Origin of the sequence: Pseudomonas sp. AA-38 (assembly GCF_029457475.1) — a bacterium.
Lineage (GTDB): Bacteria > Pseudomonadota > Gammaproteobacteria > Pseudomonadales > Pseudomonadaceae > Aquipseudomonas.
This window is the reverse complement of the sequence record NZ_CP120359.1, coordinates 355017-376267: the sequence shown is the minus strand read 5'-3', so window position 1 is coordinate 376267 and position 21251 is coordinate 355017. Positions and strand designations below refer to the sequence as shown.

General features: G+C 65.0%; 15 protein-coding genes. 8 read left to right on the top strand and 7 right to left on the bottom strand.

Going from position 1 to position 21251, the window contains the following annotated elements; translation table 11 throughout:
* Window positions 1-9: 9 nt before the first annotated feature.
* The 7 genes from PVE35_RS01725 to pilG all read right to left on the bottom strand — a co-directional run bounded on the left by PVE35_RS01725 (window position 10) and on the right by pilG (window position 12805).
* Window positions 10-1029, bottom strand: a complete 1020-nt coding sequence (locus PVE35_RS01725; protein ID WP_268179611.1) for a chemotaxis protein CheB — start codon at window positions 1027-1029, stop codon at window positions 10-12.
* Window positions 1026-8267 (bottom strand): Hpt domain-containing protein, encoded by a 7242-nt coding sequence (locus PVE35_RS01720; protein WP_277373580.1) that lies wholly within the window; start codon window positions 8265-8267, stop codon window positions 1026-1028. The genes PVE35_RS01725 and PVE35_RS01720 overlap by 4 nt, the downstream gene beginning before the upstream one ends.
* 25 nt (window positions 8268-8292) lie before the next feature.
* Window positions 8293-9153: a protein-glutamate O-methyltransferase gene (locus tag PVE35_RS01715; RefSeq protein ID WP_268184410.1), complete on the bottom strand. Its 861-nt coding sequence runs from the start codon at window positions 9151-9153 to the stop codon at window positions 8293-8295.
* 66 nt (window positions 9154-9219) lie between these two features.
* Window positions 9220-11256 carry a methyl-accepting chemotaxis protein gene (locus PVE35_RS01710; RefSeq protein WP_268179615.1) on the bottom strand — a complete coding sequence of 679 codons (2037 nt, stop codon included), beginning with the start codon at window positions 11254-11256 and terminating at the stop codon, window positions 9220-9222.
* An 84-nt stretch (window positions 11257-11340) separates the two neighbouring features.
* Complete coding sequence (locus tag PVE35_RS01705) at window positions 11341-11877, bottom strand: chemotaxis protein CheW (protein ID WP_268179617.1); 537 nt, start codon at window positions 11875-11877, stop codon at window positions 11341-11343.
* Between the two features lie 108 nt (window positions 11878-11985).
* A complete protein-coding gene (pilH, locus tag PVE35_RS01700) occupies window positions 11986-12351 on the bottom strand; it encodes a twitching motility response regulator PilH (protein WP_268179619.1) in 366 nt (121 codons plus the stop codon).
* Window positions 12352-12397: 46 nt separating this feature from the next.
* Entirely contained in the window at window positions 12398-12805 is a 408-nt protein-coding gene (gene pilG, locus PVE35_RS01695; RefSeq protein WP_268179621.1) for a twitching motility response regulator PilG, read from the bottom strand.
* Window positions 12806-13050: 245 nt separating this feature from the next.
* Between pilG and gshB the strand changes: the two genes are divergently transcribed.
* The 8 genes from gshB to PVE35_RS01655 all read left to right on the top strand — a co-directional run bounded on the left by gshB (window position 13051) and on the right by PVE35_RS01655 (window position 21123).
* Entirely contained in the window at window positions 13051-14007 is a 957-nt protein-coding gene (gene gshB, locus PVE35_RS01690; protein ID WP_268179623.1) for a glutathione synthase, read from the top strand.
* Between the two features lie 86 nt (window positions 14008-14093).
* Complete coding sequence (locus PVE35_RS01685) at window positions 14094-14990, top strand: energy transducer TonB (RefSeq protein WP_277373579.1); 897 nt, start codon at window positions 14094-14096, stop codon at window positions 14988-14990.
* Between the two features lie 110 nt (window positions 14991-15100).
* Complete coding sequence (locus PVE35_RS01680; RefSeq protein ID WP_268179626.1) at window positions 15101-15670, top strand: YqgE/AlgH family protein; 570 nt, start codon at window positions 15101-15103, stop codon at window positions 15668-15670.
* A complete protein-coding gene (gene ruvX / locus PVE35_RS01675; RefSeq protein WP_268184412.1) occupies window positions 15667-16104 on the top strand; it encodes a Holliday junction resolvase RuvX in 438 nt (145 codons plus the stop codon). The genes PVE35_RS01680 and ruvX overlap by 4 nt, the downstream gene beginning before the upstream one ends.
* 26 nt (window positions 16105-16130) lie before the next feature.
* A complete protein-coding gene (pyrR, locus tag PVE35_RS01670; RefSeq protein ID WP_268179627.1) occupies window positions 16131-16637 on the top strand; it encodes a bifunctional pyr operon transcriptional regulator/uracil phosphoribosyltransferase PyrR in 507 nt (168 codons plus the stop codon).
* Window positions 16638-16648: 11 nt separating this feature from the next.
* Complete coding sequence (locus tag PVE35_RS01665) at window positions 16649-17656, top strand: aspartate carbamoyltransferase catalytic subunit (protein ID WP_268179629.1); 1008 nt, start codon at window positions 16649-16651, stop codon at window positions 17654-17656.
* Window positions 17656-18927: a dihydroorotase gene (locus PVE35_RS01660; protein WP_277373578.1), complete on the top strand. Its 1272-nt coding sequence runs from the start codon at window positions 17656-17658 to the stop codon at window positions 18925-18927. The genes PVE35_RS01665 and PVE35_RS01660 overlap by 1 nt, the downstream gene beginning before the upstream one ends.
* 288 nt (window positions 18928-19215) lie before the next feature.
* Entirely contained in the window at window positions 19216-21123 is a 1908-nt protein-coding gene (locus tag PVE35_RS01655; RefSeq protein WP_277373577.1) for a beta-ketoacyl synthase, read from the top strand.
* Window positions 21124-21251 lie beyond the last annotated feature (128 nt).

The window sequence follows — 21251 nt, the reverse complement described above, 5'->3', positions numbered from 1 at the left end:
AAAACGTCCTCAACTGCAATGTTCGGCAAGCTGATCGACCAGCGCCGAGGCCAGTTCGCGGGGGTCGCCGCTGAAGCTGCTGTAACCGCCCTCGCGCAGGCTGTCCGGCATGCTCGGGCTGGCGCAGCTCTCGCCGCGTTGCGTCCAGATCACCCCACCCTGGCGCTGGACGTAGGCCGCGGCGGCACTGCCGTCGCTACCCATGCCACTGAACACGATGACACCACACTGGGCACCGTAATGCTGCGCCAGGTTGAGCATCATCTGGTCGATGGAAGGGCTGTAGGGTTCCGGCCAGCCACGCTCGGCAATCTGCATGGCGCCATCGTCGGCAAAACCCAGTTCATGGCTGATCGGCACTACCACCACTTCGCCACAGCGCACCAGGTCGCCATGCCGCGCTGGGTTGACGTGCCACTGGCTGTGCCGACCGACCGCCTGCGGCAGCACCGCCTCGAAGCTGGCATCGATGTGCTGGGCATAGAGAAAGCCGATGGGCAGACCGCCCGGCAAGGCATCGAGAAACGCCTTGACCGCCGCCGGCCCGCCCAGAGAGGCCGCCAGCAACCAGACCTGACGCGCCGGTTCACCAGCCCGTAGCTGGGTTTGTGCCAGCACCTGCGGTAGCTCTAGGCGGGCCGGGCGCTGCGCCTCGTCGAGCAATGCCTGCAGGCTCGGCCCCACCGCCTGGGCCGAGTCACCCACCAGCCGCTTGAGCTTGCCGAACAGGCTGCGCTCCCAACGCGGATAGTTTTCCGAATGCCGCTCCGGAGCATGCCCTTCGCCGAACAGCACAGGCGCGCTGGCGCGCTCGAGCAGGCTGTCGACCAGCGGCGAGTCCTCGGATTGCGCCAGATCCACCAGCCACAGGTCGGTTTCACAGGCAGCCAGGGCCGCTTCATCGAGGCGCGCCGGATCGCTGTTGAGCACCACCTGATAACCACCACTGATCAGCGCCTGCTGCAGCACATGACGCTGCAACGAGGTGTCGGCGATGACGGCGATACGTGCTGCGGTTCTTGGCGTCATGCTCGCTTACCCCGCTGGCTATCCACCAGCTTTGCGATGCTATCGAGCAACAGGGACTCCTGATAAGGCTTGCCGAGGTACTGGTTGACGCCGATGCTCATGGCACGCTCGCGGTGCTTCTCGCCGGTACGCGAGGTGATCATGATGATCGGCAGATCCTTGAGCTGTTCGTCATGGCGCACCAGGGTCGCCACCTCGAAGCCATCCATGCGCGGCATCTCGATGTCCAGCAGCATGATGTCGGGCTTGTGCTCCTGCAATTGGGCGATGGCGTCCACCCCGTCCTTGGCGGTCATCACGTTCATGCCGTTGCGTTCGAGCAGGCGGCTGGTGACCTTGCGCACGGTGACCGAGTCGTCCACCACCATGACCAGGGTCGGCCGCTCGGCTTCCAGCTCTTCGCCGGCCACGGGCGCCTGCTCGAGCAGACGCGGCGCCAGTTGGCCGAGCAGGCGGGCATGCAGGCTGCGGATGGTGGCCAGCAGATCGAGGATCACCACCACGCGGCCGTCACCGAGGATGGTCGCACCGGAAATACCGGGCACCCCGGCGAACTGCGGGCCGAGGCTCTTTACCACGATCTCGCGCGAACCGGCCAGGCTGTCCACCTGCACGGCCACCGCATGTTCGCTGGAACGCACCAGGATCACCGGCAGCGGCAGGCTCTGGCCCACCAGTTTCGGGTGCTGGCCGTTGTTCAGCAGGTCACCCAGATATTTCAGCTCGTAGGCCTGGCCGGCGTACTCGAAGCGCGGCGCATCGGGTGCGTAGTAGGCTTCCAGCTCGTAGGGCGACACCCGCACGATACCTTCGATGGTGTTCAGCGGAATGGCATAGAGGTCTTCGCCGGAATAGACCATCAGCGCGCGGTTGACCGACACGGTGAATGGCAGACGGATGGTGAAGCGTGTGCCCTGGCCCGGCTCCGAATCGATGCTCATGGCACCGCCGAGCTGCTTGACCTCCGAGTGCACCACGTCCATGCCGACGCCACGTCCGGAGATCTGCGTGACCTTCTCCGCCGTGGAGAAACCGGCCTCGAGGATGAACTGCAGCACCTCGTGGTCGCTGAGATCGCTGCCTTCAACCATCAGGCCACGTTCGATGGCCTTGCGTCGCACGGCGTCGAGGCGGATACCGCCACCATCGTCGTCCAGGGTGAGGACGATATCGCCCCCCTCGCGGCTCAGGTTCAGGCGAATGGTGCCGACCTCGGGTTTGCCGGCGGCACGGCGTACCTCGGCGGCCTCGATGCCGTGGTCGACGGCGTTGCGCAGCATGTGCTCCAAGGGCGCGACGATGCGCTCGAGCACGGAGCGATCCATCTCGCCTTCGGCGTTAGCGACGACGAATTCCACCTGCTTGCCCAGCTCGCTCGCCACCTGGCGAACGATGCGACGCAAACGCGGCACCAGACGGTCGAAGGGCACCATGCGCGTGCGCATCAGGCCTTCCTGCAACTCGGTGTTGACCCGCGCCTGCTGCAGCAACAGGGTTTCAGCGTCGCGGTTCTTCGCCGCCAGGGTTTCCTTCAGGTCGAGCAGGTCGGACGCCGACTCGAACAACGCGCGGGAGAGCTGCTGCAGTTGCGAGTGACGGTCCATTTCCAGCGGGTCGAATTCTTCGTAGCCGGCACGTTCGGCCTCGGCCTGGTAGCGGCTGAGAATCTGCGCCTGGGTTTCGGTATCGAGGCGGCGCAGTTGGTCACGCACGCGGTCGATGGTCGCCTCCATCTCGCTCAGGGTGAAGCCGACATCGCTCACCTGCTGCTCGACACGGCCGCGGAAGATCGAGGTTTCACCGGCCAGGTTGACCAGCCCCTCGAGCAGCTCCGCCGGCACCTTCACCAGTTCCTGCGGGGCGCGGCGGGCAAGCGCTTCCTGAGCGGCCTGCTGGGCGCGCTGAACGAACGGCAGCACCTTGTCGGCCTGTACCTGCACGGGCTGCTCGCTGGCCGCGACTATGGCGCTGGCGGCTTTCGGCGCTGACGGCCTGGGCGCTTCATCGGCGCTGGAGGCCGCAGCCGGTTCGGGGCTGCTGTCCTGGCCGGCGTCGAGACGCTGACGCAGTTGATCCAGTTCCCGCTGCAGCCCCTCGAAGGCGGACTGCACATCGACGGACAGGCTCTCGGACCAGGGCGCATCGCCTTGCAGAGCATCGCTCAGGCGCTGTTCCAGGGCATGACTCATGTCGCCCAGGCGCTTCTGCCCAGCCAGACGTGCACCGCCCTTGAGGGTGTGCAGGATGCGCTGCATCTCGTCGATGGCACTGGCGTCGTCGCGCTGCGCTTGCCAACGGTCGATGGCCGCTTCCATGGCCTGCAGCAGGTCGTCGCCCTCTTCCAGGAAGATTTCCAGGATGTCGCTGTCGGCCTCGCTGTCCGCGCTGGCCTCGGACGCGGGCTTGAGCTGCACGGCCGTGGGAATGCTCAGTTGCTCGTCAGGGTTGGCGCGGAAGCGTTTGATGGTTTCGATCAGGGCATCGCCCTGCGGCACGGCCTGCTTGTCGCGAACCGCCTCGAGCATCTGTGCCAAGCGGTCATGACAAGCCTGCAGCAGGTCGAACAACACCGGGCTGGCGCGCAGTTGTCCAGCACCCAGGCCCTCGTAGAGGAATTCCAGCTCATGGGCCAGGTCGCCGATCTCGCGCACCTCGGCCATGCGCGCCCCACCCTTGAGGGTGTGCAGGTCACGCTGAAGGGCTTCCAGCTCCAGGCTGTTGTCGACATCGTCCATCCAGCGCTGCAAGGCCGCACCGGCGCTGTCGATGATGTCGAAACCTTCCTCGAGGAAGATTTCCACCAGTTCGGGGTCACGCTCGTCATGCCAGTTCGCGGGCACCGCAGCCTGCGGCTCAGGCGCTGGCACGAATTCCGTTTCCAGCACGTCGGCTACGGGCTCGGGCTCGGGCTCGGGCTCGGGCTCGGGCTCGGCAACAGCATCGCTGGGGGGTGACGGCTCGGGCAACTCGGGCTCATCGGGCTCGACTGGCGTCTCATCAGCTACGACCGGCTCGCTCTGCGGCTCATCAGCCAGGGCATCCGACTCATCGACCTGCTTCTCGGCTTCGCTCGCCGCGGCGGACTGGTCAAGAGCAGTGGGTTCGTCCAGCGCCGTGACGGGGCTCAGACCCTGGGCCGCACCGCCCTGACGAAAACGTCGGATGGCCTGGATCAGATCCTCGCCGCTGCTCAGTGCCTGGCGCGCTTGCAATTGTTCGAGCATCTGCGCCAGGCGGTCATGGCTGCGCTGCAGCAGATCGGCCAATTCGGCCGAGTAGCCATAGCGACGATCCACCAGGCCTTCGTAAAGCGACTCCAGCTCGTGGCCCAGGTCACCGATGGGGCGAATCGCTGCCATCCGCGCGCCACCCTTGAGGGTGTGCAGGTCACGCTGCAGAGAAGACAGCGGCAGGGTGCTGTCCGGCTCGCCAAGCCAGCGCTCCAGTGCCTGGCCAGCGCTGTCGAGGATGTCCACCGCCTCTTCGAGGAAGATCTCCACCATTTCGTCGTCGAGATCGGCGTCCGGCATTTCGGCCGCCAGCTTGTCCAGGCTGACATCCGCCGCATCTTCGGCCTGCAGCGCTGCGGTGGCGCTGTCCAGGTCGACGACTTCGAGCCCCTCGGCGCCCGGTGCCAGCAGGGCCAGCTTGGCCGGATCGAGGGCCTCTTCGAGCAGGCTGCGTAATGCCGCGACACGCTCGGGCTGAGGGGTGACCTGCAAGGCCGCCGCCACCTGATCCATCATGCCGATCAGGGCCTCATGAGCCTTTTCCGCCTCGTCGAAGAAGCGCTCGCTGACCGCCAGGCTGCCTTCTTCGACGGCACCATAGATATCCAGCAGCGCCTCGCACAGCTCATCGATCTGTGGCAGCTCGGCCATCTCGGCCCCCCGGCCGAGGGTGGTCAGCTCTTCCAGTAGGGCGGACAGCTCCTGGCGCTCGGAGGGGTGTTCACGCCATTTGCGCAACAGCTCCTCGGCATCGAGCAGGATGTCCATGCCTTCGGCGAGGAAAATACCGATCAGTTGCGGATCGCGCGCCTCACCGCTGCGCCCCAGCCGTTCGCCTTCGGCCTGATCCAGGCGCGACTGGTGCATGGCATGCACACGCTCGATGAAGGCTTCGGCCCCCTCGATGGGCGCCAGCGGCTGGTTCTCGAGCTGATCGAGACCAATACGGAAGAGCTGCTCGGCCTCGCTGAGCAGTTCGGCACAACTCAGATCGATCTCGACCAGGTTGGTCTTGAACTCCTTGACCAACTTCTCCAGCGGCGCGGCGATTTCCGCCATCGGCAGGATACCTGCCATGTAGGCGCTGCCCTTGAGCGTATGCAAAGCACGCTGCAGTGCATCGGTCACCGGCTGCGGCAATTCACGGGCACAGTCGGCCAGGAAGCCGACCAGGGTTTCCAGGTGGGTTTCCGCTTCGTTGCGGAAGATTTCCAGCAACTGTGGATCGAGGGGCTCGCCATCGAGCGGCTCGCTGTCCAGTGGCTGCTCATCGCTTGGCTCGACCTCGGCCGGGGCGACCTCATCGGCAGTGACGGTAGCCTCGACAGCGCCCACGGGCTCGGCTACCTCATCGGCTTCCGGGGCGTCAAACTTTGGGGCAGGCTGCCCCTTGGCCAGGGCATGCGCCGTGGCGGCCAACTGGTCGACATCGTCACGCTGGCGCTGGGCCTTGGCGGCGAACTCGTCGACCAGCGCCGGCATCAGCGCCACCACGTCGAGCACCACTTGCTGCACCGGGGCACTCGGTTCGATGCTGCGATCGAGCAAGCGGTTGAGCAGGTTCTCGATGGACCAGGCCAGCTCGCCGATGACCAGTGCCCGCACCATGCGGCCACTGCCCTTGAGGGTATGGAAGGCGCGACGCACCTCGATCAGGGCATTCTTGTCGTCATTGTCGGCCTGCCATCTGGGCAGGTACTCGGCGATGGTCTCCAGCACCTCGCCGGCCTCTTCGATGAACACCTCGAGCAGGTCTTCGTCGACCGGTTCCTCGTCGGCAGGCGGCGGTAGCAGGCTGGGCGGCACCTCGGCAGCGGGCGGGTTGATGGCCTGCACCGGGGCGGCCATGACATCGGCCATCGACAGCGGCTTCGGCTCCTCGTCCGGAGCGGCGGCGACCGGCTCGGGCGCGCTGGGCAGCTCCACCTCCGGCAGGTCGAGATCCGCCAGTTCCAGATCATCCCAGTTGCTCTCGGCGGGCGGCTCATCCTCGGCGAGCTGCCAGGATTCGTCCGCCAGCTCGAACCTGCCTTCATCCAGGGATTCGCCGTCGGCCTGGGGCTCTGGCAACGGCTCGAGCGGTTCCAGGTCGAGGGAGAAATGCTCCAGCGGCTGGTCGATGACCGTCTCGTCGAGTTCCAGCGGCTCGGCATCGAGCAGCCAGTTGCCGTCCTGCGCTAGCTCGGGCGTGGAGGGCTCTTCGCTCAGGGGCTGTTGCAGCAGGCTGTCCTCGGCACCGAGCAGCTCGATCTCCTGCAGCGGATCGGCCAGCGGTGCCAAGGGCTCGGGTTCGGACTCGGGGACGTCGAGGATCGACGGCTTGGCCTTCAGCGGATAACCGAGCGATTCCAGGCTCTCTTCGGCGACATCGAGAATCATGTCCCCCGCTGCGCCATGGTCTTCGCTGAGGCGTTCGAGGTAATACTCGACGCTGGTGATGGCATCGGCCAGGGTGTCCAGGCTTTGCCAGTTGGGCACCGCCTTGCGCGCCAGCAGTTGCTCCTGGATGTAGCGGTTGCAGGCCGCGAGCAGCTCGGCTGCACGCGGCAGCGGGATCATCGCCAGCCCGCCGCGTACCTGGGTCAGCAGCTCCGGGGCACGCGCCAGATGCTCGTGGTTCCACTGCGAGGCGATGAACTCGATGATCGCGTCCTTGGCCTGCTCCAGGCCGTTGCGCGCCTCCTTGATGACCAACTGGTGAATCTGCCCCACGTCGGTGGTGGGCAGATGGCTCTGTTCGCTCTGGCTGTCTTCGCTGGGGCCAACCATGCCGGCCAGGGTCGCTTCGACGTAGAGCAGGGCACCGGCCACATCCATCAGCACGGCATCGCTGGGCTCGCGCTGCCCCAGGGAGAGGCCATGCACGACATCGATCTGGTCGAGGATCACCTTGCGCGGTTGGGCGAAACCGAGCACGGCCAGGGTATCGGCGATCTGCTTGAGCGGCGCCAGCAGGGCGTCCAGTTCGCTGGGGCGGCTGCGGTCGCTGCGCACGAACAGGTCGAGGCTGTCCTTGACCCGCACCAGCTCCTCGCACAGCGCTGCCACCACCGAACGCATGGCGTCGCGGTCGGGGCCGGCCAGGCGGGCGCGCTCCTCGTCCACCACTTCGCTGTCCGGCAGCGCGTCGTCGAGGCGGTACTGTTCCTTCAGGGCACGAATGCGCGGCGACTGCGCCGGCGCCTTGGCCACGTAGAAGAGCAGGTTCTTGGTCAGTTCGTCGGGGGCAGGCTGGTTGATGCCATCGGCGCCCTGCTCGACCAGGCGTTTGAGTTCCTTGTCCACCTGACGCAGCAGGGTGCGCACCGAGGTGCCGTTGACCACGCTGCCATTGGCCAGGCCTTCGACCATGCCCGAGGCGATCTGCCACAGGGCGCCCAACGGAGCGTCCTTGCACAGGTTTTCCAGGCGCGCGAAGACCCGCGCCATGTAGCCCAGATTGGTGGCCAGATCCTGATTGCGGATGATGCCGACCAGAGCCATCTGCAGCATCTGCCGCAGCTTGCGCAGCAACACCGGCAGCTCGGCGGTGCGCAGGCGTGCCAGGCCACCTTCCGGCAGTGCCGGCTGGCGGGTGGACATGTCCGGGGAGAACAGGCTGGTTTCCGACAACAACTTCTCGCCACGAGCGGCGCGCAGGTCGTTGAGCAGCGGCAGCACCACCATGGGCAGGTCGCGCCGCGCACTCTGGATGCGGTCAAGGTAGGCCGGCAGTTGCAGGATGGCCTGCATCAGCACTTCCAGAGCCTCGCCCTGGTTGGCCACACGGCCTTCCATCAGAGCCTTGGCCAGTTGCTCCATTTCTTCGGCGAGCAGCGCGGCGCCGTAGAACTCGACCATCTGCAAGGTGCCGTGAACCTGGTGCACGTAGGTCAGGCAGAAGCGCATGCGCGTCGGATCCTGCGGGTTCTCGACGAACGCCTCCAGAGCCTGCCGCGCCTGCTTCAGGGTTTCCGCAATCTCGCCTTTGACCCACTCCAGGGCGACATAATCATGCCGATCACCCATAGCCACTCCACTCATAAACTTGGCCTTATCCCTTGCGGGTAAACGCCAGAACTCGCTCGTCGGCCAGCGGCACCAGTTGCGGGTGCTGCCAGCCGGCTACCTCACCCACGCCCACGACCAGCAATCCTCCCGGCACCAGGCTCTCGACCAGGCGATTGAGGATGTCGCGACGGCGCCAGCGGCGGAAATAGATCAGCAAGTTCTGACAAAAAATCACATCCATGCCGGACATCGGCGCCGTGGCCAGTTCCAGCACATTGAGCCGGGCACAGCACACACGTGCCGCCAGGCTCGGTACCACCTTGAAACGTCCATCGGCCTGCGCGAGAAAATAGCGTTCGCGCAGCTCACTGCTCACCTGTTCCAGGCGGCGCGCCGAGTAGCAGCCTTCGCGGGCCTTCTCCAATGCGCCCAGGCTGATATCCGTGCCGGTTACCGCGAAGTGCTCCGGCGCCTCGCTGCCCTGCAATGTCTCGGCCGCCAGGATGGCCAGGGAATAAGGCTCCTCACCACTGGAGCAGCCCACGCTCCATAGCTCCCAGGGCTTGCCCAGCCCGCCCGCCAGGCGCTCCTGCAGGTACTGCCCGAGCACCTCGAACGAAGGCTGATGGCGGAAGAAGCGGGTCTCCTGCACGGTCAGACGATCCAGCAGGGTCGACCACTCCACCGCACCACGCGGCCCATCGGTCACCTGGCGGTAGTAGCTGGCGTAATCCGTCACGCCCAGTTCGCGCATGCGCGCGCTCAGGTTGGTCTGCAGGAATGCACGGCGTTGCTCGCTAACGACCACGCCGGTGCGCTCTTCGAGGAGCGTCTGCCAGTCGTGGAAATCGGCTTGCGACATGTCGGCCACGGGCGACAACGCCCAGATGCCGGCTGGCTGCATACCCTGCCCCTCGCCCTTTGTCATGGCTGTCACGCGGCAGTCGCGTCGGCCCGCCGCTCTCCTTTATCAGGCGTCCGGGAGGGTGAAACCGGAAACCGACTTGCGCATCTCACTGGCCATCTTGGCCAGGTTACCGATGCTGCGCGCGGTGGCGGTGGTACCCGAGGACGTCTGCGAGGTGATTTCCTGAATCACGTTCATGGTGTTGGAAATGTGGCCGGCCGAAGAGGCCTGCTGCCGTGCAGCGTTGGAGATGTTCTGGATCAGCGCCGCGAGGGTTTTCGATACCTTCTCGATCTCCTCCAGGGCCACCCCGGCGTCCTGCGCCAGGCGGGCACCGCGCACCACTTCGGAAGTCGTCTGCTCCATGGAGATAACGGCTTCGTTGGTGTCGGTCTGAATGGTTTTCACCAGCGCCTCGATCTGCTTGGTCGCCGCCGAGGAACGTTCTGCGAGGCGTTGTACCTCGTCCGCTACCACGGCGAAGCCGCGGCCTGCATCACCGGCCATGGACGCCTGGATCGCGGCGTTCAGGGCGAGAATGTTGGTCTGGTCGGCAATGTCGTTGATCAGGCTTACGATGTCACCGATCTCCTGGGACGATTCACCGAGGCGCTTGATCCGCTTCGAGGTGTCCTGGATCTGCTCACGGATGTTGTCCATGCCGGTGATGGTGTTGTGTACGACTTCGTTGCCCTTGTTGGCGATGGCTACGGAACGTTCCGCTACCGCCGAGGATTCGCTGGCGTTCGCCGATACCTGGTCGATGGACACGGCCATCTCGTTGATCGCCGCGGAAGCGCCGGCAATTTCCTGCGCCTGGTGCTCGGAGGCCTCGGCCAGATGCATGGCAGTGGCCTGGGTTTCCTGGGCGGCCGAGGCCACCTGCACGGCAGTCTGGTTGATGGTGGCCACCAGGTCGCGGAGCTGGTCGATGGAGTAGTTGATGGAGTCGGCGATGGCGCCGGTGAAGTCTTCGGTCACCGTCGCGGCCACTGTCAGGTCACCGTCGGCGAGGTCGGCGATCTCGTCGAGCAGACGCAGAATCGCCGCCTGGTTGCGTTCGTTCTTCTCGGCGGTTTCGGCCAGACGGCGGTTGGTTTCACGCACCATCACCAGGCCGATGAGGATGATCGAACCCAGTGCCAGAACGCCCAGCGCATAACCGAACAGGGTGTTGATGGTGCGCCCTTCGGCCTGCCCCTCGAAGCCGACGGCCAGTTCCGAGGCCTTGTCCAGCAGGGTCTGCGAGACGGTGAAGATGGAGTTGGCCGACTCACGCACCTGGAACAGTTCCGGCGAGGTTTCCAGAATCTCGTCCACCGAACCAGACACGAACTCGAACAGCTCGGAGATTTCCGAGAGGCGCTCCTGGGCCTCTGCGTCGGTCACCTGGCTGATCTCCATGGCCGCATTGCCTTCGAGCATGGCATTGAGCACGCGGCCGAACAGGCTGGCGTCACGACCGAACATGTCGGCGGCCTGCACCGAATCCTCGTCGCCGGCCAGCACCTTGTTCACCGAGCCAAGAATACGCTCGGCCAGCAACGACTGACGCTGGGCCACGGCCACCTGGGCCGCCGGCGCGCCACTTTCCAGGAGGATGTCGACCACCTCCTCGTACTCGACCTGCAACTGCGGAATGGTTTCGGCCAGGGTGGCGGCCACCTGGTGCAACGACAGTACGGTCTGCTCGCTGGCCAGGATAGCGTCGGCATTCTGCCGCAGGCTGTCCCAGTCCTGCTGCACGGCTGCCATCTGCGGCGCCACCGCCTCGGGTGCCGGCGGCAGCCCGGTTTCGGCGTCCCCGTCGGTGAGGAAGTTCCAGCGCTGCTGGAAGTCGTTGCGCGCATCGCGCAGCAGGCCGAAGGCCTCGGACTTGCCGGTGGCCGCTTCCGTGGCGTTCTTGGCGATACGCTGGGACAGGACGCGCAGCTCACCGGAGTGACCGATGTACTCGGTGTCGTAGTTCGACTGCGTATTCATGTACGCGAAGTTGGCGAACTCCAATATGATGGAGACGATCAGCACCACGAACAGGCCCGCGATCAGCGCACTGCTACGCGCTCCGCCCAACAAGTTGCTTGCATTGAGTTTCTTCATTATCTGGCCCCCGCCTGGACCAACCGCACAACGGCTTTCGTGTAACGCCAAAAGGCCGACAAAGCCGACCCAACCGAAAATCTTCTAATAAGCGACATCGAGGAACGCCTGGTCTCGTATCAGAGCCTGTGGACTGAAGACCAACCAGGGTTGCTCACGCTGGAATAGCCCGTGGATGAAGGGCTGCATGCTCGCCTCCAGAGGCGGTAGCTGCTCGGAAAAGCTATCCACGGGGAAATGCTGCATACCGAAGACTTCGTCGACCGTAAGGCCTGCGAAGATGTCCTGGTGATCAACGACCAGCACGCGGCGCAACTTGCGCAGCGGCGACAGCTCATTGCCGAAGAAACCACACAGATCCATCACCGGCAGCAAACGACCACGAACGTTGGCCACACCCTTGACCCAGCTCTTGACCCCCGGCAACTGGGTATAACGCGGCTCGTGGAGCACCTCGCCCACTTCCCCCATCGGCGCCACGAAATAGCGCTCGCCCATGCGAAAACCGATGCCGCTCCAGGTCTGCACCGCCGCCTGCTGGGATGGCAGGCCGGCTGCCAGCGCACGACAACGCTGGTCGATGTCGAGCAGAATCTGGAAAGGGGTCAATACGTCCGACATGCCCGCCCTGGCCTTCTTATGGAGTATTCGGACGACACGGCATCAGGGCACCTCTAAAAACGACCTGCGCTGCCATCACTGCCTCGCCTGGTTTTTTAGAGGTATCCATCAACCGGCCAGTACCGAGTTGAGGGTTTTCAGCAGCGTATCTTCGTCGACCGGCTTGGTCAGGTAATCCTTGGCGCCCTGGCGCTTGCCCCAAACCTTGTCGGTTTCCTGATCCTTGGTGGTGACGATGATCACCGGGATATGACTGGTTTCGGCATCCTTGGTCAGTTGACGAGTCGCCTGGAAACCATTGAGGCCGGGCATGACGATATCCATCAGCACGACGTCGGGTTTCTCCTGGCGGGCCAGGGCCACGCCGTCAGCACCATTTTCCGCCTTCAGCACCTGATGGCCGTGCTTTTCCAGCATGGCGGTCAGTTTGTACATCTCGGTCGGGGAGTCATCAACTATCAGAATTCGAGCCATGGTGTTTCCCAATACAGAAGAGGCGTACGACCCGTGGGCCGCGACGTCAGGAGGCTTGTTCTACCGGAGTGAAGTCCGGCACATGAGTCTTGATGGCACCGAGCAGCTCTTCCTTGCTGAAGGGCTTGGTCAGATACTGATCGGAACCCACGATGCGTCCTTTGGCCTTGTCGAACAGACCATCCTTGGAGGACAGCATGATCACCGGGGTGGATTTGAAAGCACTGTTGTTCTTGATCAGGGCACAGGTCTGATAACCATCGAGACGCGGCATCATGATGTCGACAAAGATGATGCTTGGATGGGTGTCGGCGATCTTGGCCAAGGCATCGAAGCCGTCGACCGCAGTGATGACTTCGCAGCCCACCTTCTTCAGCAAGGTTTCCGCAGTGCGACGAATCGTCTTCGAGTCGTCGATCACCATCACTTTCAAGCCGTCGCAATGCTGTTCCATGTTTGCCCTACCATCGCCTCGGTGAGTCGTTCATTTACTTGCTTTCAGTATGCCTGAGGCCCTGTTACCGGAGGGCGTGCGCACCACCGACGGGCCTTTGTAGCACACTCTCCAGATGCAATCTATAAGCCCGCCGGGGCGCTCAGCACCCTTGACCACCGCCCCGCCTGACGCCACCCTGACAGCCCTTACCCGGCACAATCCACAAGGCTTGCGCCCCTTTCTTTCCTGCGGAGAGTCACCCCATGAGCCTTCGTCTCGGGATCGTCATGGATCCCATCGCGGACATCAGTTTCAAGAAAGACAGCTCGCTGGCCATGCTGCTGGCGGCCCAGGCTCGCGGCTGGTCGCTGCTCTACATGGAACAACGGGATCTTTACCAGGCCCGCGGCCAAGCCCGAGGCCGCATGCGCCCGCTGAAGGTATTCAACGACGCGCAGCACTGGTTCGAGCTTGCCGACGAGCAGGACAGCCCCCTTGCCGAACTGGACGTGATCCTGATGCGCAAGGATCCGCCCTTCGATAACGAGTTCGTCTACTCCACTTATCTATTGGAACAGGCCGAGCGTGACGGTGTACTGGTGGTCAACCGGCCACAGAGCCTGCGCGACTGCAACGAAAAATTCTTCGCCACCCAGTTTCCTCAATTCACACCACCGACCCTGGTCAGTCGCCGGGCCGATATTCTGCGCCAGTTTGCCGATGAGCACCGTGACATCATTCTCAAACCCCTGGATGGCATGGGCGGATCACAGATATTTCGCCACCGTGCCGGCGACCCCAATCTCTCGGTGATTCTGGAAAGTCTCACTCAGCATGGACAGCAACAGATCATGGCGCAAGGCTACCTGCCAGCGATCTTGGAGGGCGACAAGCGCATCCTGATGATCGATGGCGAGCCGATCCCCTACTGCCTGGCGCGCATTCCCGCTGCTGGCGAAACGCGCGGCAACCTGGCCGCAGGCGGCCGCGGCGAAGCTCGCCCACTGACCGAGCGGGACAAGGAGATCGCCGCGGCCGTCGGCCCCACGCTACGGGAAAAGGGATTGATCTTCGTCGGCCTCGACGTGATCGGTGAGCACCTGACGGAAATCAACGTCACCAGCCCCACCTGCATCCGTGAGATCGATGCGGCCTTCGATACCCGTATCGGCGAACGCCTGATGGCCTGCATCGCCGAAAAACTTGGCGCAAAAGCTTGACGCAAGTGGCAGCCTGGCGCTTCAAGCTTGCAGCCTGAAGCGCCGCGCCGCAGACTGCGCGTCACTCAAAGCAGACCCGATGTGCGATGAACGCAGCAACCCCTACACCCACCGTCAGCTCGACCAAAGTGCGCCCGGCCGACCGCCTGGGCTTCACCCTGTTCGTCGCGGCAGCGCTGCACATCGCCCTGATTCTCGGAGTCGGCTTTACCCTGGAGCCGCCGCCGCAGATCAGCAAGACCCTGGAAATCACCCTGTCCACCTTCAAGAGCGAGGACAAGCCCAAGGAGGCGGACTTCCTCGCTCAGGACAACCAGCAGGGTAGCGGCACCCTGGAACAGGCGGCCGCGCCGAAGACCACCGAACAGGCTCGCTTTCAGGACAGCGAGGTACGCAAGGTCACCCCGCCCAGCGCACCGCAGCAACCGGCCAGCAAGCAGGAAGCGCCGAAGGCGGCCGTTGCCACCCGCGCGCCCCAGCAGCAGAAAACCCCGGTCAAGCGCGAAGAAAGCAAACCCGCGCGCGAAACCAAGCCGGCGCCGGTCTTCGACTCCGCGCAGCTCTCGGCGGAAATCGCCAGCCTGGAGGCCGAGCTGGCCCAGGAAGTTCAGGCCTACGCCAAGCGCCCGAAGATCTACCGCCTCAGCGCCGCCTCGACCATGCGCGACAAGGGCGCCTGGTACAAGGACGAGTGGCGCAAGAAGGTCGAACGCATCGGCAATCTCAACTACCCCGATGACGCCCGTCGCCAGCGCATCTACGGCAGCCTGCGCCTGCTGGTGTCGATCAACCGCGACGGCAGCCTTTATGAAGTGCAGGTGCTGGAGTCCTCCGGCCAGGCCGTGCTCGACCAGGCCGCCCAGCGCATCGTGCGCCTGGCCGCGCCCTATGCCCCCTTCACCGGCGACCTGGCCGACATCGACCGTCTGGAGATCATCCGCACCTGGCGCTTCGAGCGCGGCGACCGGCTGTCGAGCAATTGATAGGAGTAGCTGCAAGCTGCAAGCCGTAAGAAAAGCCACCCTCACCCACCAGGCTTTTCGCTTTTACTTGCAGCTTGTGGCTTGCAGCTTGCGGCTTCAAACTACCCGTCATGAAGACTTCAGCCCCCACTTCGCTCAAGCATCACTTTCTGATCGCCATGCCGCACATGGCCGATCCGAACTTCGCGCAGACCGTCACCTACCTGGTCGAGCACAACGATCAGGGCGCCATGGGTCTGGTGATCAACAAGCCCAATGGCCTCAACCTGGCCGACGTTCTGGAGCAATTGCGCCCTGACGAAGAGCCGGCGGCGCTGTGCCACAGCCTGCCGATCTTCGCCGGCGGCCCGGTGCAGACCGATCGCGGTTTCGTCCTGCACCCGGCTGGCCAGCAGTTTCAGGCCACCCTGGATCTGGGCGAGCTAGGCCTGTCCACCTCGCAGGACGTGCTGTTCGCCATCGCCGACGGCAATGGCCCGGAGCGTTACCTGATCACCCTCGGCTACGCCGGCTGGGAAGCCGGGCAACTGGAAGCCGAGCTGGCCGAAAACGCCTGGCTGACCTGCCCGGCCGATAACGCCATCCTCTTCGATCTGCCCTTCGACCAACGCCTGAATGCCGCCGCCGCATGCCTGGGCGTCAACCTCAGCCTGCTCACCTCGCAGGCCGGGCACGCCTGATGAGCGACAAGCCACTACGCCTGCTGCTGGGCTTCGATTACGGCACCAAGCAGATCGGCGTCGCTGTCGGCCAGGTGATCACCGGCCAGGCCCGCGAGCTGTGCACGCTCAAGGCGCAGAACGGGGTGCCGGACTGGAGCCGCGTCGAAGCGCTGATCAAGGAATGGCAGCCGGACGCCGTGGTGGTCGGCCTGCCACTGAACATGGACGGCACGCCCAGCGAGATGAGTGCCCGCGCCGAGAAATTCGCCCGTCGCCTCAATGGCCGCTTCAACCTGCCAGCCTATACCCACGACGAACGCCTGACCACCTTCGAGGCCAAGGGCCAGCGCCTGCGCGAGGGTCAGAGTGGCGGCTATCGCGAGCGCCCAGTGGATGCCCTGGCCGCGGCGCTACTGCTGCAAGGCTGGCTCGAGGAACATTGCCCGGGCTGAACCTGTCGGCCCGCAACGAGGAGTCTGTGATGCTACCCAACCCCAACGACCTGCTGCCAGCCATGGCCAGCGCGCTGACCCAGCACCTGAACCAGCGCCAGATCGGCGAACCCCGCTTCATCGGCATCCGCACTGGCGGCGTCTGGGTCGCCCAGGCCCTGCTGGCCGCACTGGATCGCGATGACGCCCTGGGCATCCTCGACGTGTCGTTCTACCGCGACGATTTCACCCAGAACGGCCTGCACCCGCAGGTGCAACCGTCCGAGCTGCCGTTCGAGATCGAGGGCCAGCACCTGGTGCTGATCGACGACGTGCTGATGAGCGGCCGTACCATCCGCGCCGCGCTGAACGAACTGTTCGATTACGGCCGCCCGGCCAGCGTCACCCTGGTCAGCCTGCTCGACCTCAATGCCCGCGAGCTGCCGATCCGCCCCGACGTGGTCGGCGCCACCCTGTCGCTGGCGGCCAACGAGCGGGTAAAATTGTCCGGCCCCACGCCGCTGACCCTCGAACTCCAGACGCTCGCCAACTGAGACTCCCTGCGATGACGCCACTCGCCGCCAAGCGCCCGCTGCAACTGAACGACCAAGGTCAGTTGCGCCACTTCCTCTCACTCGACGGCCTGCCCCGCGAGCTGTTGACCGAAATCCTCGACACCGCCGACTCCTTCCTCGAAGTCGGCGCGCGGGCAGTGAAGAAGGTCCCACTGCTGCGCGGCAAGACCGTGTGCAACGTGTTCTTCGAGAACTCCACGCGCACCCGCACCACCTTCGAGCTGGCCGCCCAGCGCCTGTCGGCCGACGTCATCAGCCTCAACGTTTCCACCAGCTCCACCAGCAAGGGCGAGACGCTGTTCGACACCCTGCGCAACCTCGAGGCCATGGCCGCCGACATCTTCGTCGTGCGCCATGCCGATTCCGGCGCCGCGCACTTCATCGCCGAGCACGTGTGCCCGAACCTGGCGATCATCAACGGTGGCGACGGCCGCCATGCGCACCCGACCCAGGGCATGCTCGACATGCTCACCATCCGCCGCCACAAGGGCGACTTCGAGAAGCTCTCGGTGGCTATCGTCGGCGACATCCTGCACTCGCGGGTGGCGCGCTCGAACATGCTGGCGCTGAAGACCCTGGGCTGCCCGGACATTCGCGTGATCGCACCGAAGACCCTGCTACCCATCGGCCTGGAACAAAGCTACGGCGTGCGCGTGTTCAGCGACGCCAACGAAGGCCTCAAGGACGTCGACGTGGTGATCATGCTGCGCCTGCAGCGCGAGCGCATGCAGGGCGGCCTGCTGCCCAGCGAGGGCGAGTTCTACCGCCTGTTCGGCCTCACCGAGCAGCGCCTCAAGCTGGCCAAGCCGGATGCCCTGGTGATGCACCCGGGCCCGATCAACCGCGGCGTGGAGATCGAATCGGCAGTGGCCGACGGCCCGCAGTCGGTGATCCTCAACCAGGTCACCTACGGCATCGCCATCCGCATGGCCGTGCTTTCCATGGCCATGAGCGGGCAGAACGCCCAACGTCAACTCAATGCCGAGGAGGCCAACTGATGCGTACCGCAATCCTCGGCGCCCGCGTGATCGACCCGGCCAGCGGCCTGGATCGGGTCAGCGACCTCTATATCGATGGCGGCAAGCTGGTCGCCATCGGCCAGGCACCAGCCGGTTTCGCTGCCGACAAGACCCTCGACGCCCAAGGCCTGATCGCGGCCCCCGGCCTGGTCGACCTGTCCGTGGCCCTGCGCGAACCAGGCTACAGCCGCAAGGGCAGCATCGCCACGGAGACCCTGGCCGCAGCGGCCGGCGGCGTCACCAGCCTGTGCTGCCCGCCGATCACCAAGCCAGTGCTGGATACCCCCGCAGTGGCCGAGCTGATCCTCGACCGCGCTCGCGAAGCCGGGCACACCAAGGTCTTCCCCATCGGCGCGCTGAGCAAGGGTCTGGCCGGAGAGCAGCTTGCAGAGCTCGTTGCGCTGCGCGATGCCGGCTGCGTGGCCTTCGGCAACGGCCTGGACAACTTCCGCAGCGCCCGCACCCTGCGCCGCGCCCTGGAATATGCAGCCACCTTCGATCTGCAGGTGATCTTCCACTCGCAGGATGCCGACCTGGCCGAAGGCGGCCTGGCCCACGAAGGCCCCACCGCCAGCTTCCTCGGCCTGGCCGGCATCCCGGAAACCGCCGAGACCGTGGCCCTGGCCCGCGACCTGCTGCTGGTGGAACAGAGCGGCGTGCGCGCGCACTTCAGCCAGATCACCAGTGCCCGTGGCGCCGAACTGATCGCCGATGCCCAGGTTCGTGGCCTGCCGGTGACCGCCGATGTGGCGTTGTACCAGTTGATCCTCACCGATGAGGCGCTGATCGACTTCTCCAGCCTGTACCACGTGCAGCCGCCGCTGCGCTCCCGTGCCGACCGTGACGGTCTGCGCGAAGCGGTGAAGGCGGGTGTGATCTCGGCCATCGCCAGCCACCACCAACCACACGAGCGCGATGCCAAGCTGGCGCCCTTCGCCGCTACCGAGCCAGGTATCAGCAGCGTGCAACTGCAACTGCCGCTGGCCATGACTCTGGTGCAGGACGGTCTGCTGGATCTGCCAACCCTGCTGGCACGCCTGTCCAGCGGCCCGGCCGCCGCGCTGCGCCTGCCGGCAGGCAGCCTGAGCGTCGGCAGCGCAGCCGATATCCTGCTGTTCGATGCGCAGGCCTCCACCGTCGCAGGTGAGCAGTGGTATTCCAAGGGCAGCAACTGCCCCTTCATTGGCCATTGCCTGCCCGGCGCGGTGCGCTACACCCTGGTCGACGGGCATATCAGCTACCAGGGCTGAACCGACGCAAGCCCACCAGCCGGCGGGCTTGCGTAGGGTGCGCTATGCGCACCAGCCTCTAGAAGGTTCTTGGTGCGCACGGCGCACCCTACCCCCGGTTCATTGCCCCGCCCATCCGCGACACACCCCATTCTCGCCACGACATTGGACGCGAGCGTGACTCGACAGTCATGATCCACGTCAGGTTAGGCAGCCGAAATTTTCCAAACGCCACCGCCCTATGACCCCACCCGCGCCCACTGGCGCCGGTTCGGCGTCGCGCTGGCCTTGTTCAGGAGCTCTTGAGTTATGTCGCGCTTACCTGTGATCGTGGGTTTTGGGGGTTACAACGCAGCCGGGCGCAGCTCCTTCCACCATGGTTTCCGTCGCACCGTGCAGGAGTCGCTGGAACCCCAGGCGCGCCAGGAGACCCTGGCCGGGCTGGCGCAAATGATGAAGCTGGTGCGCGTGGTCGATGGCCAGTACCAGGATCAGCACGGCCAGCCGCTGAGCCTGGCCGAGATCGAAAGCCGCTACGCCAAGGACATTCTCGCCGGCACTCTGGTGCGCCGCATCGAGCAGCAGCACCTGGATCCGGACGCGGCGCACTGGCAGAAAAGCATCGGCGTCGCCCCCGCCAATGGCGCGAGCCTCAGCTTCGTCACCCTGCGCAAGCAACTGCCCGAGCCACTGCCGGCCAACTGGTCGGTGGAGGAGCTGGAGGGCAACGAAGTGCGCGTCACCCTGCACGATAGCTGCGAGTTCAAGGTGGACAGCTACCGCCCACTGGCGGTGAAATCCGCCGGCCAACTGCCCACCGGCTTCGAGCCGAGCGAGCTGTACAACTCGCGCTTCCATCCGCGCGGCCTGGCCATGACCGTGGTCGGCGTCACCGACGCGCTGCGCTCGGTGGGCATCGACTGGCAGCGCATCGTCCAGCACGTGGCCCCGGACGAGATCGCCGTGTTCGCCAGTTGCATCATGAGCCAGCTCGACGAGAACGGCTTCGGCGGCATGATGCAGTCGCGCCTCAAAGGCGGCCGCGTCACCGCCAAGCAACTGGCCCTGGGCCTGAATACCATGCCGGCGGACTTCATCAACGCCTACGTGCTCGGCAGCGTCGGTACCACCGGCAGTATCACCGGTGCCTGCGCCAGCTTCCTCTACAACCTGCAGAAAGGCATCGAGCAGATCGCCGCGGGCAAGGCGCGCGTGGTCATCGTCGGCAGCAGCGAGGCGCCGATCAACCAGGAGTGCATCGAGGGCTACGGCGCTATGGGCGCGCTGGCCACCGAGGAAGGCCTGCGCCAGATCGAAGGCAAGAGCGAGGTGGACTTCCGCCGCGCCAGCCGCCCGTTCGGCGACAACTGCGGCTTCACCCTGGCCGAAGCCTGCCAGTTCGTGGTGCTGATGGACGACGAACTGGCCCTGGAACTGGGCGCCGACATCCACGGCGCGGTACCGGACGTGTTCATCAACGCCGATGGGTTCAAGAAGTCCATCTCCGCCCCCGGCCCGGGCAACTACCTGACCGTGGCCAAGGCCGTGGCCAGCGCCGTGCAATTGCTCGGCCTGGACGCCGTGCGTAACCGCAGCTTCGTTCATGCCCACGGCTCCAGCACCCCGGCCAACCGCGTCACCGAGTCGGAGATTCTCGACCGCGTCGCGGCGGCCTTCGGCATCGAGCAGTGGCCGATCACGGCGGTGAAGGCCTTTGTTGGCCATTCCCTGGCCACTGCCAGCGGTGACCAAGTGATCGCCGCCCTTGGCGCCTTCAAGTACGGCATCGTGCCCGGCCTGAAAACCATCGATGCCGTCGCCAGTGACGTCCATCAGGCCCACCTGAGCTTGTCCACCGAGGATCGCAAGCTGGGTGAGCAGGCACTGGACGTGGCCTTCATCAACTCCAAGGGCTTTGGCGGCAACAACGCCAGCGCGGTGATCCTCGCACCACATGTGGCCGAGCGCATGCTGTGCAAGCGCCACGGCCAGGCCGCTTTCGACGCCTACCTGGCGCGCCGCGAGGGCACCCGTGCCGCCGCCGCCGCTTATGATCAACAGGCGCTGCAGGGCAAGCTGGACATCATCTACAACTTTGGCAACGACATGATCGACGACCAGGCCATCTCCATCACCACCGAGGAAGTGAAGGTGCCCGGCTTCGAGCAGCCGCTGGTGTTCAAGAAGGATGCGCGTTACAGCGATATGCTCGATTGAGCAAAGCGCCGCGATGCCGAATCCGTAGGATCGAGGGATGCCGCTACCGGCGCTCAGTCGTAGGGTGCGCCATGCGCACCAGCCGTATGACCGTGCCAATCAGGGTACGCACGGCCTAGTCGGCCCCG

Excerpts from the sequence above, each read along its gene's own strand:
- PVE35_RS01725 (WP_268179611.1), bottom strand. The coding sequence starts at position 1,029 with ATGACGCCAAGAACCGCAGCACGTATCGCCGTCATCGCCGACACCTCG.
- PVE35_RS01720 (WP_277373580.1), bottom strand. The coding sequence starts at position 8,267 with ATGGGTGATCGGCATGATTATGTCGCCCTGGAGTGGGTCAAAGGCGAG.
- PVE35_RS01715 (WP_268184410.1), bottom strand. The coding sequence starts at position 9,153 with ATGCAGCCAGCCGGCATCTGGGCGTTGTCGCCCGTGGCCGACATGTCG.
- PVE35_RS01710 (WP_268179615.1), bottom strand. The coding sequence starts at position 11,256 with ATGAAGAAACTCAATGCAAGCAACTTGTTGGGCGGAGCGCGTAGCAGT.
- PVE35_RS01705 (WP_268179617.1), bottom strand. The coding sequence starts at position 11,877 with ATGTCGGACGTATTGACCCCTTTCCAGATTCTGCTCGACATCGACCAG.
- pilH (WP_268179619.1), bottom strand. The coding sequence starts at position 12,351 with ATGGCTCGAATTCTGATAGTTGATGACTCCCCGACCGAGATGTACAAA.
- pilG (WP_268179621.1), bottom strand. The coding sequence starts at position 12,805 with ATGGAACAGCATTGCGACGGCTTGAAAGTGATGGTGATCGACGACTCG.
- gshB (WP_268179623.1), top strand. The coding sequence starts at position 13,051 with ATGAGCCTTCGTCTCGGGATCGTCATGGATCCCATCGCGGACATCAGT.
- PVE35_RS01685 (WP_277373579.1), top strand. The coding sequence starts at position 14,094 with ATGAACGCAGCAACCCCTACACCCACCGTCAGCTCGACCAAAGTGCGC.
- PVE35_RS01680 (WP_268179626.1), top strand. The coding sequence starts at position 15,101 with ATGAAGACTTCAGCCCCCACTTCGCTCAAGCATCACTTTCTGATCGCC.
- PVE35_RS01665 (WP_268179629.1), top strand. The coding sequence starts at position 16,649 with ATGACGCCACTCGCCGCCAAGCGCCCGCTGCAACTGAACGACCAAGGT.
- PVE35_RS01660 (WP_277373578.1), top strand. The coding sequence starts at position 17,656 with ATGCGTACCGCAATCCTCGGCGCCCGCGTGATCGACCCGGCCAGCGGC.
- PVE35_RS01655 (WP_277373577.1), top strand. The coding sequence starts at position 19,216 with ATGTCGCGCTTACCTGTGATCGTGGGTTTTGGGGGTTACAACGCAGCC.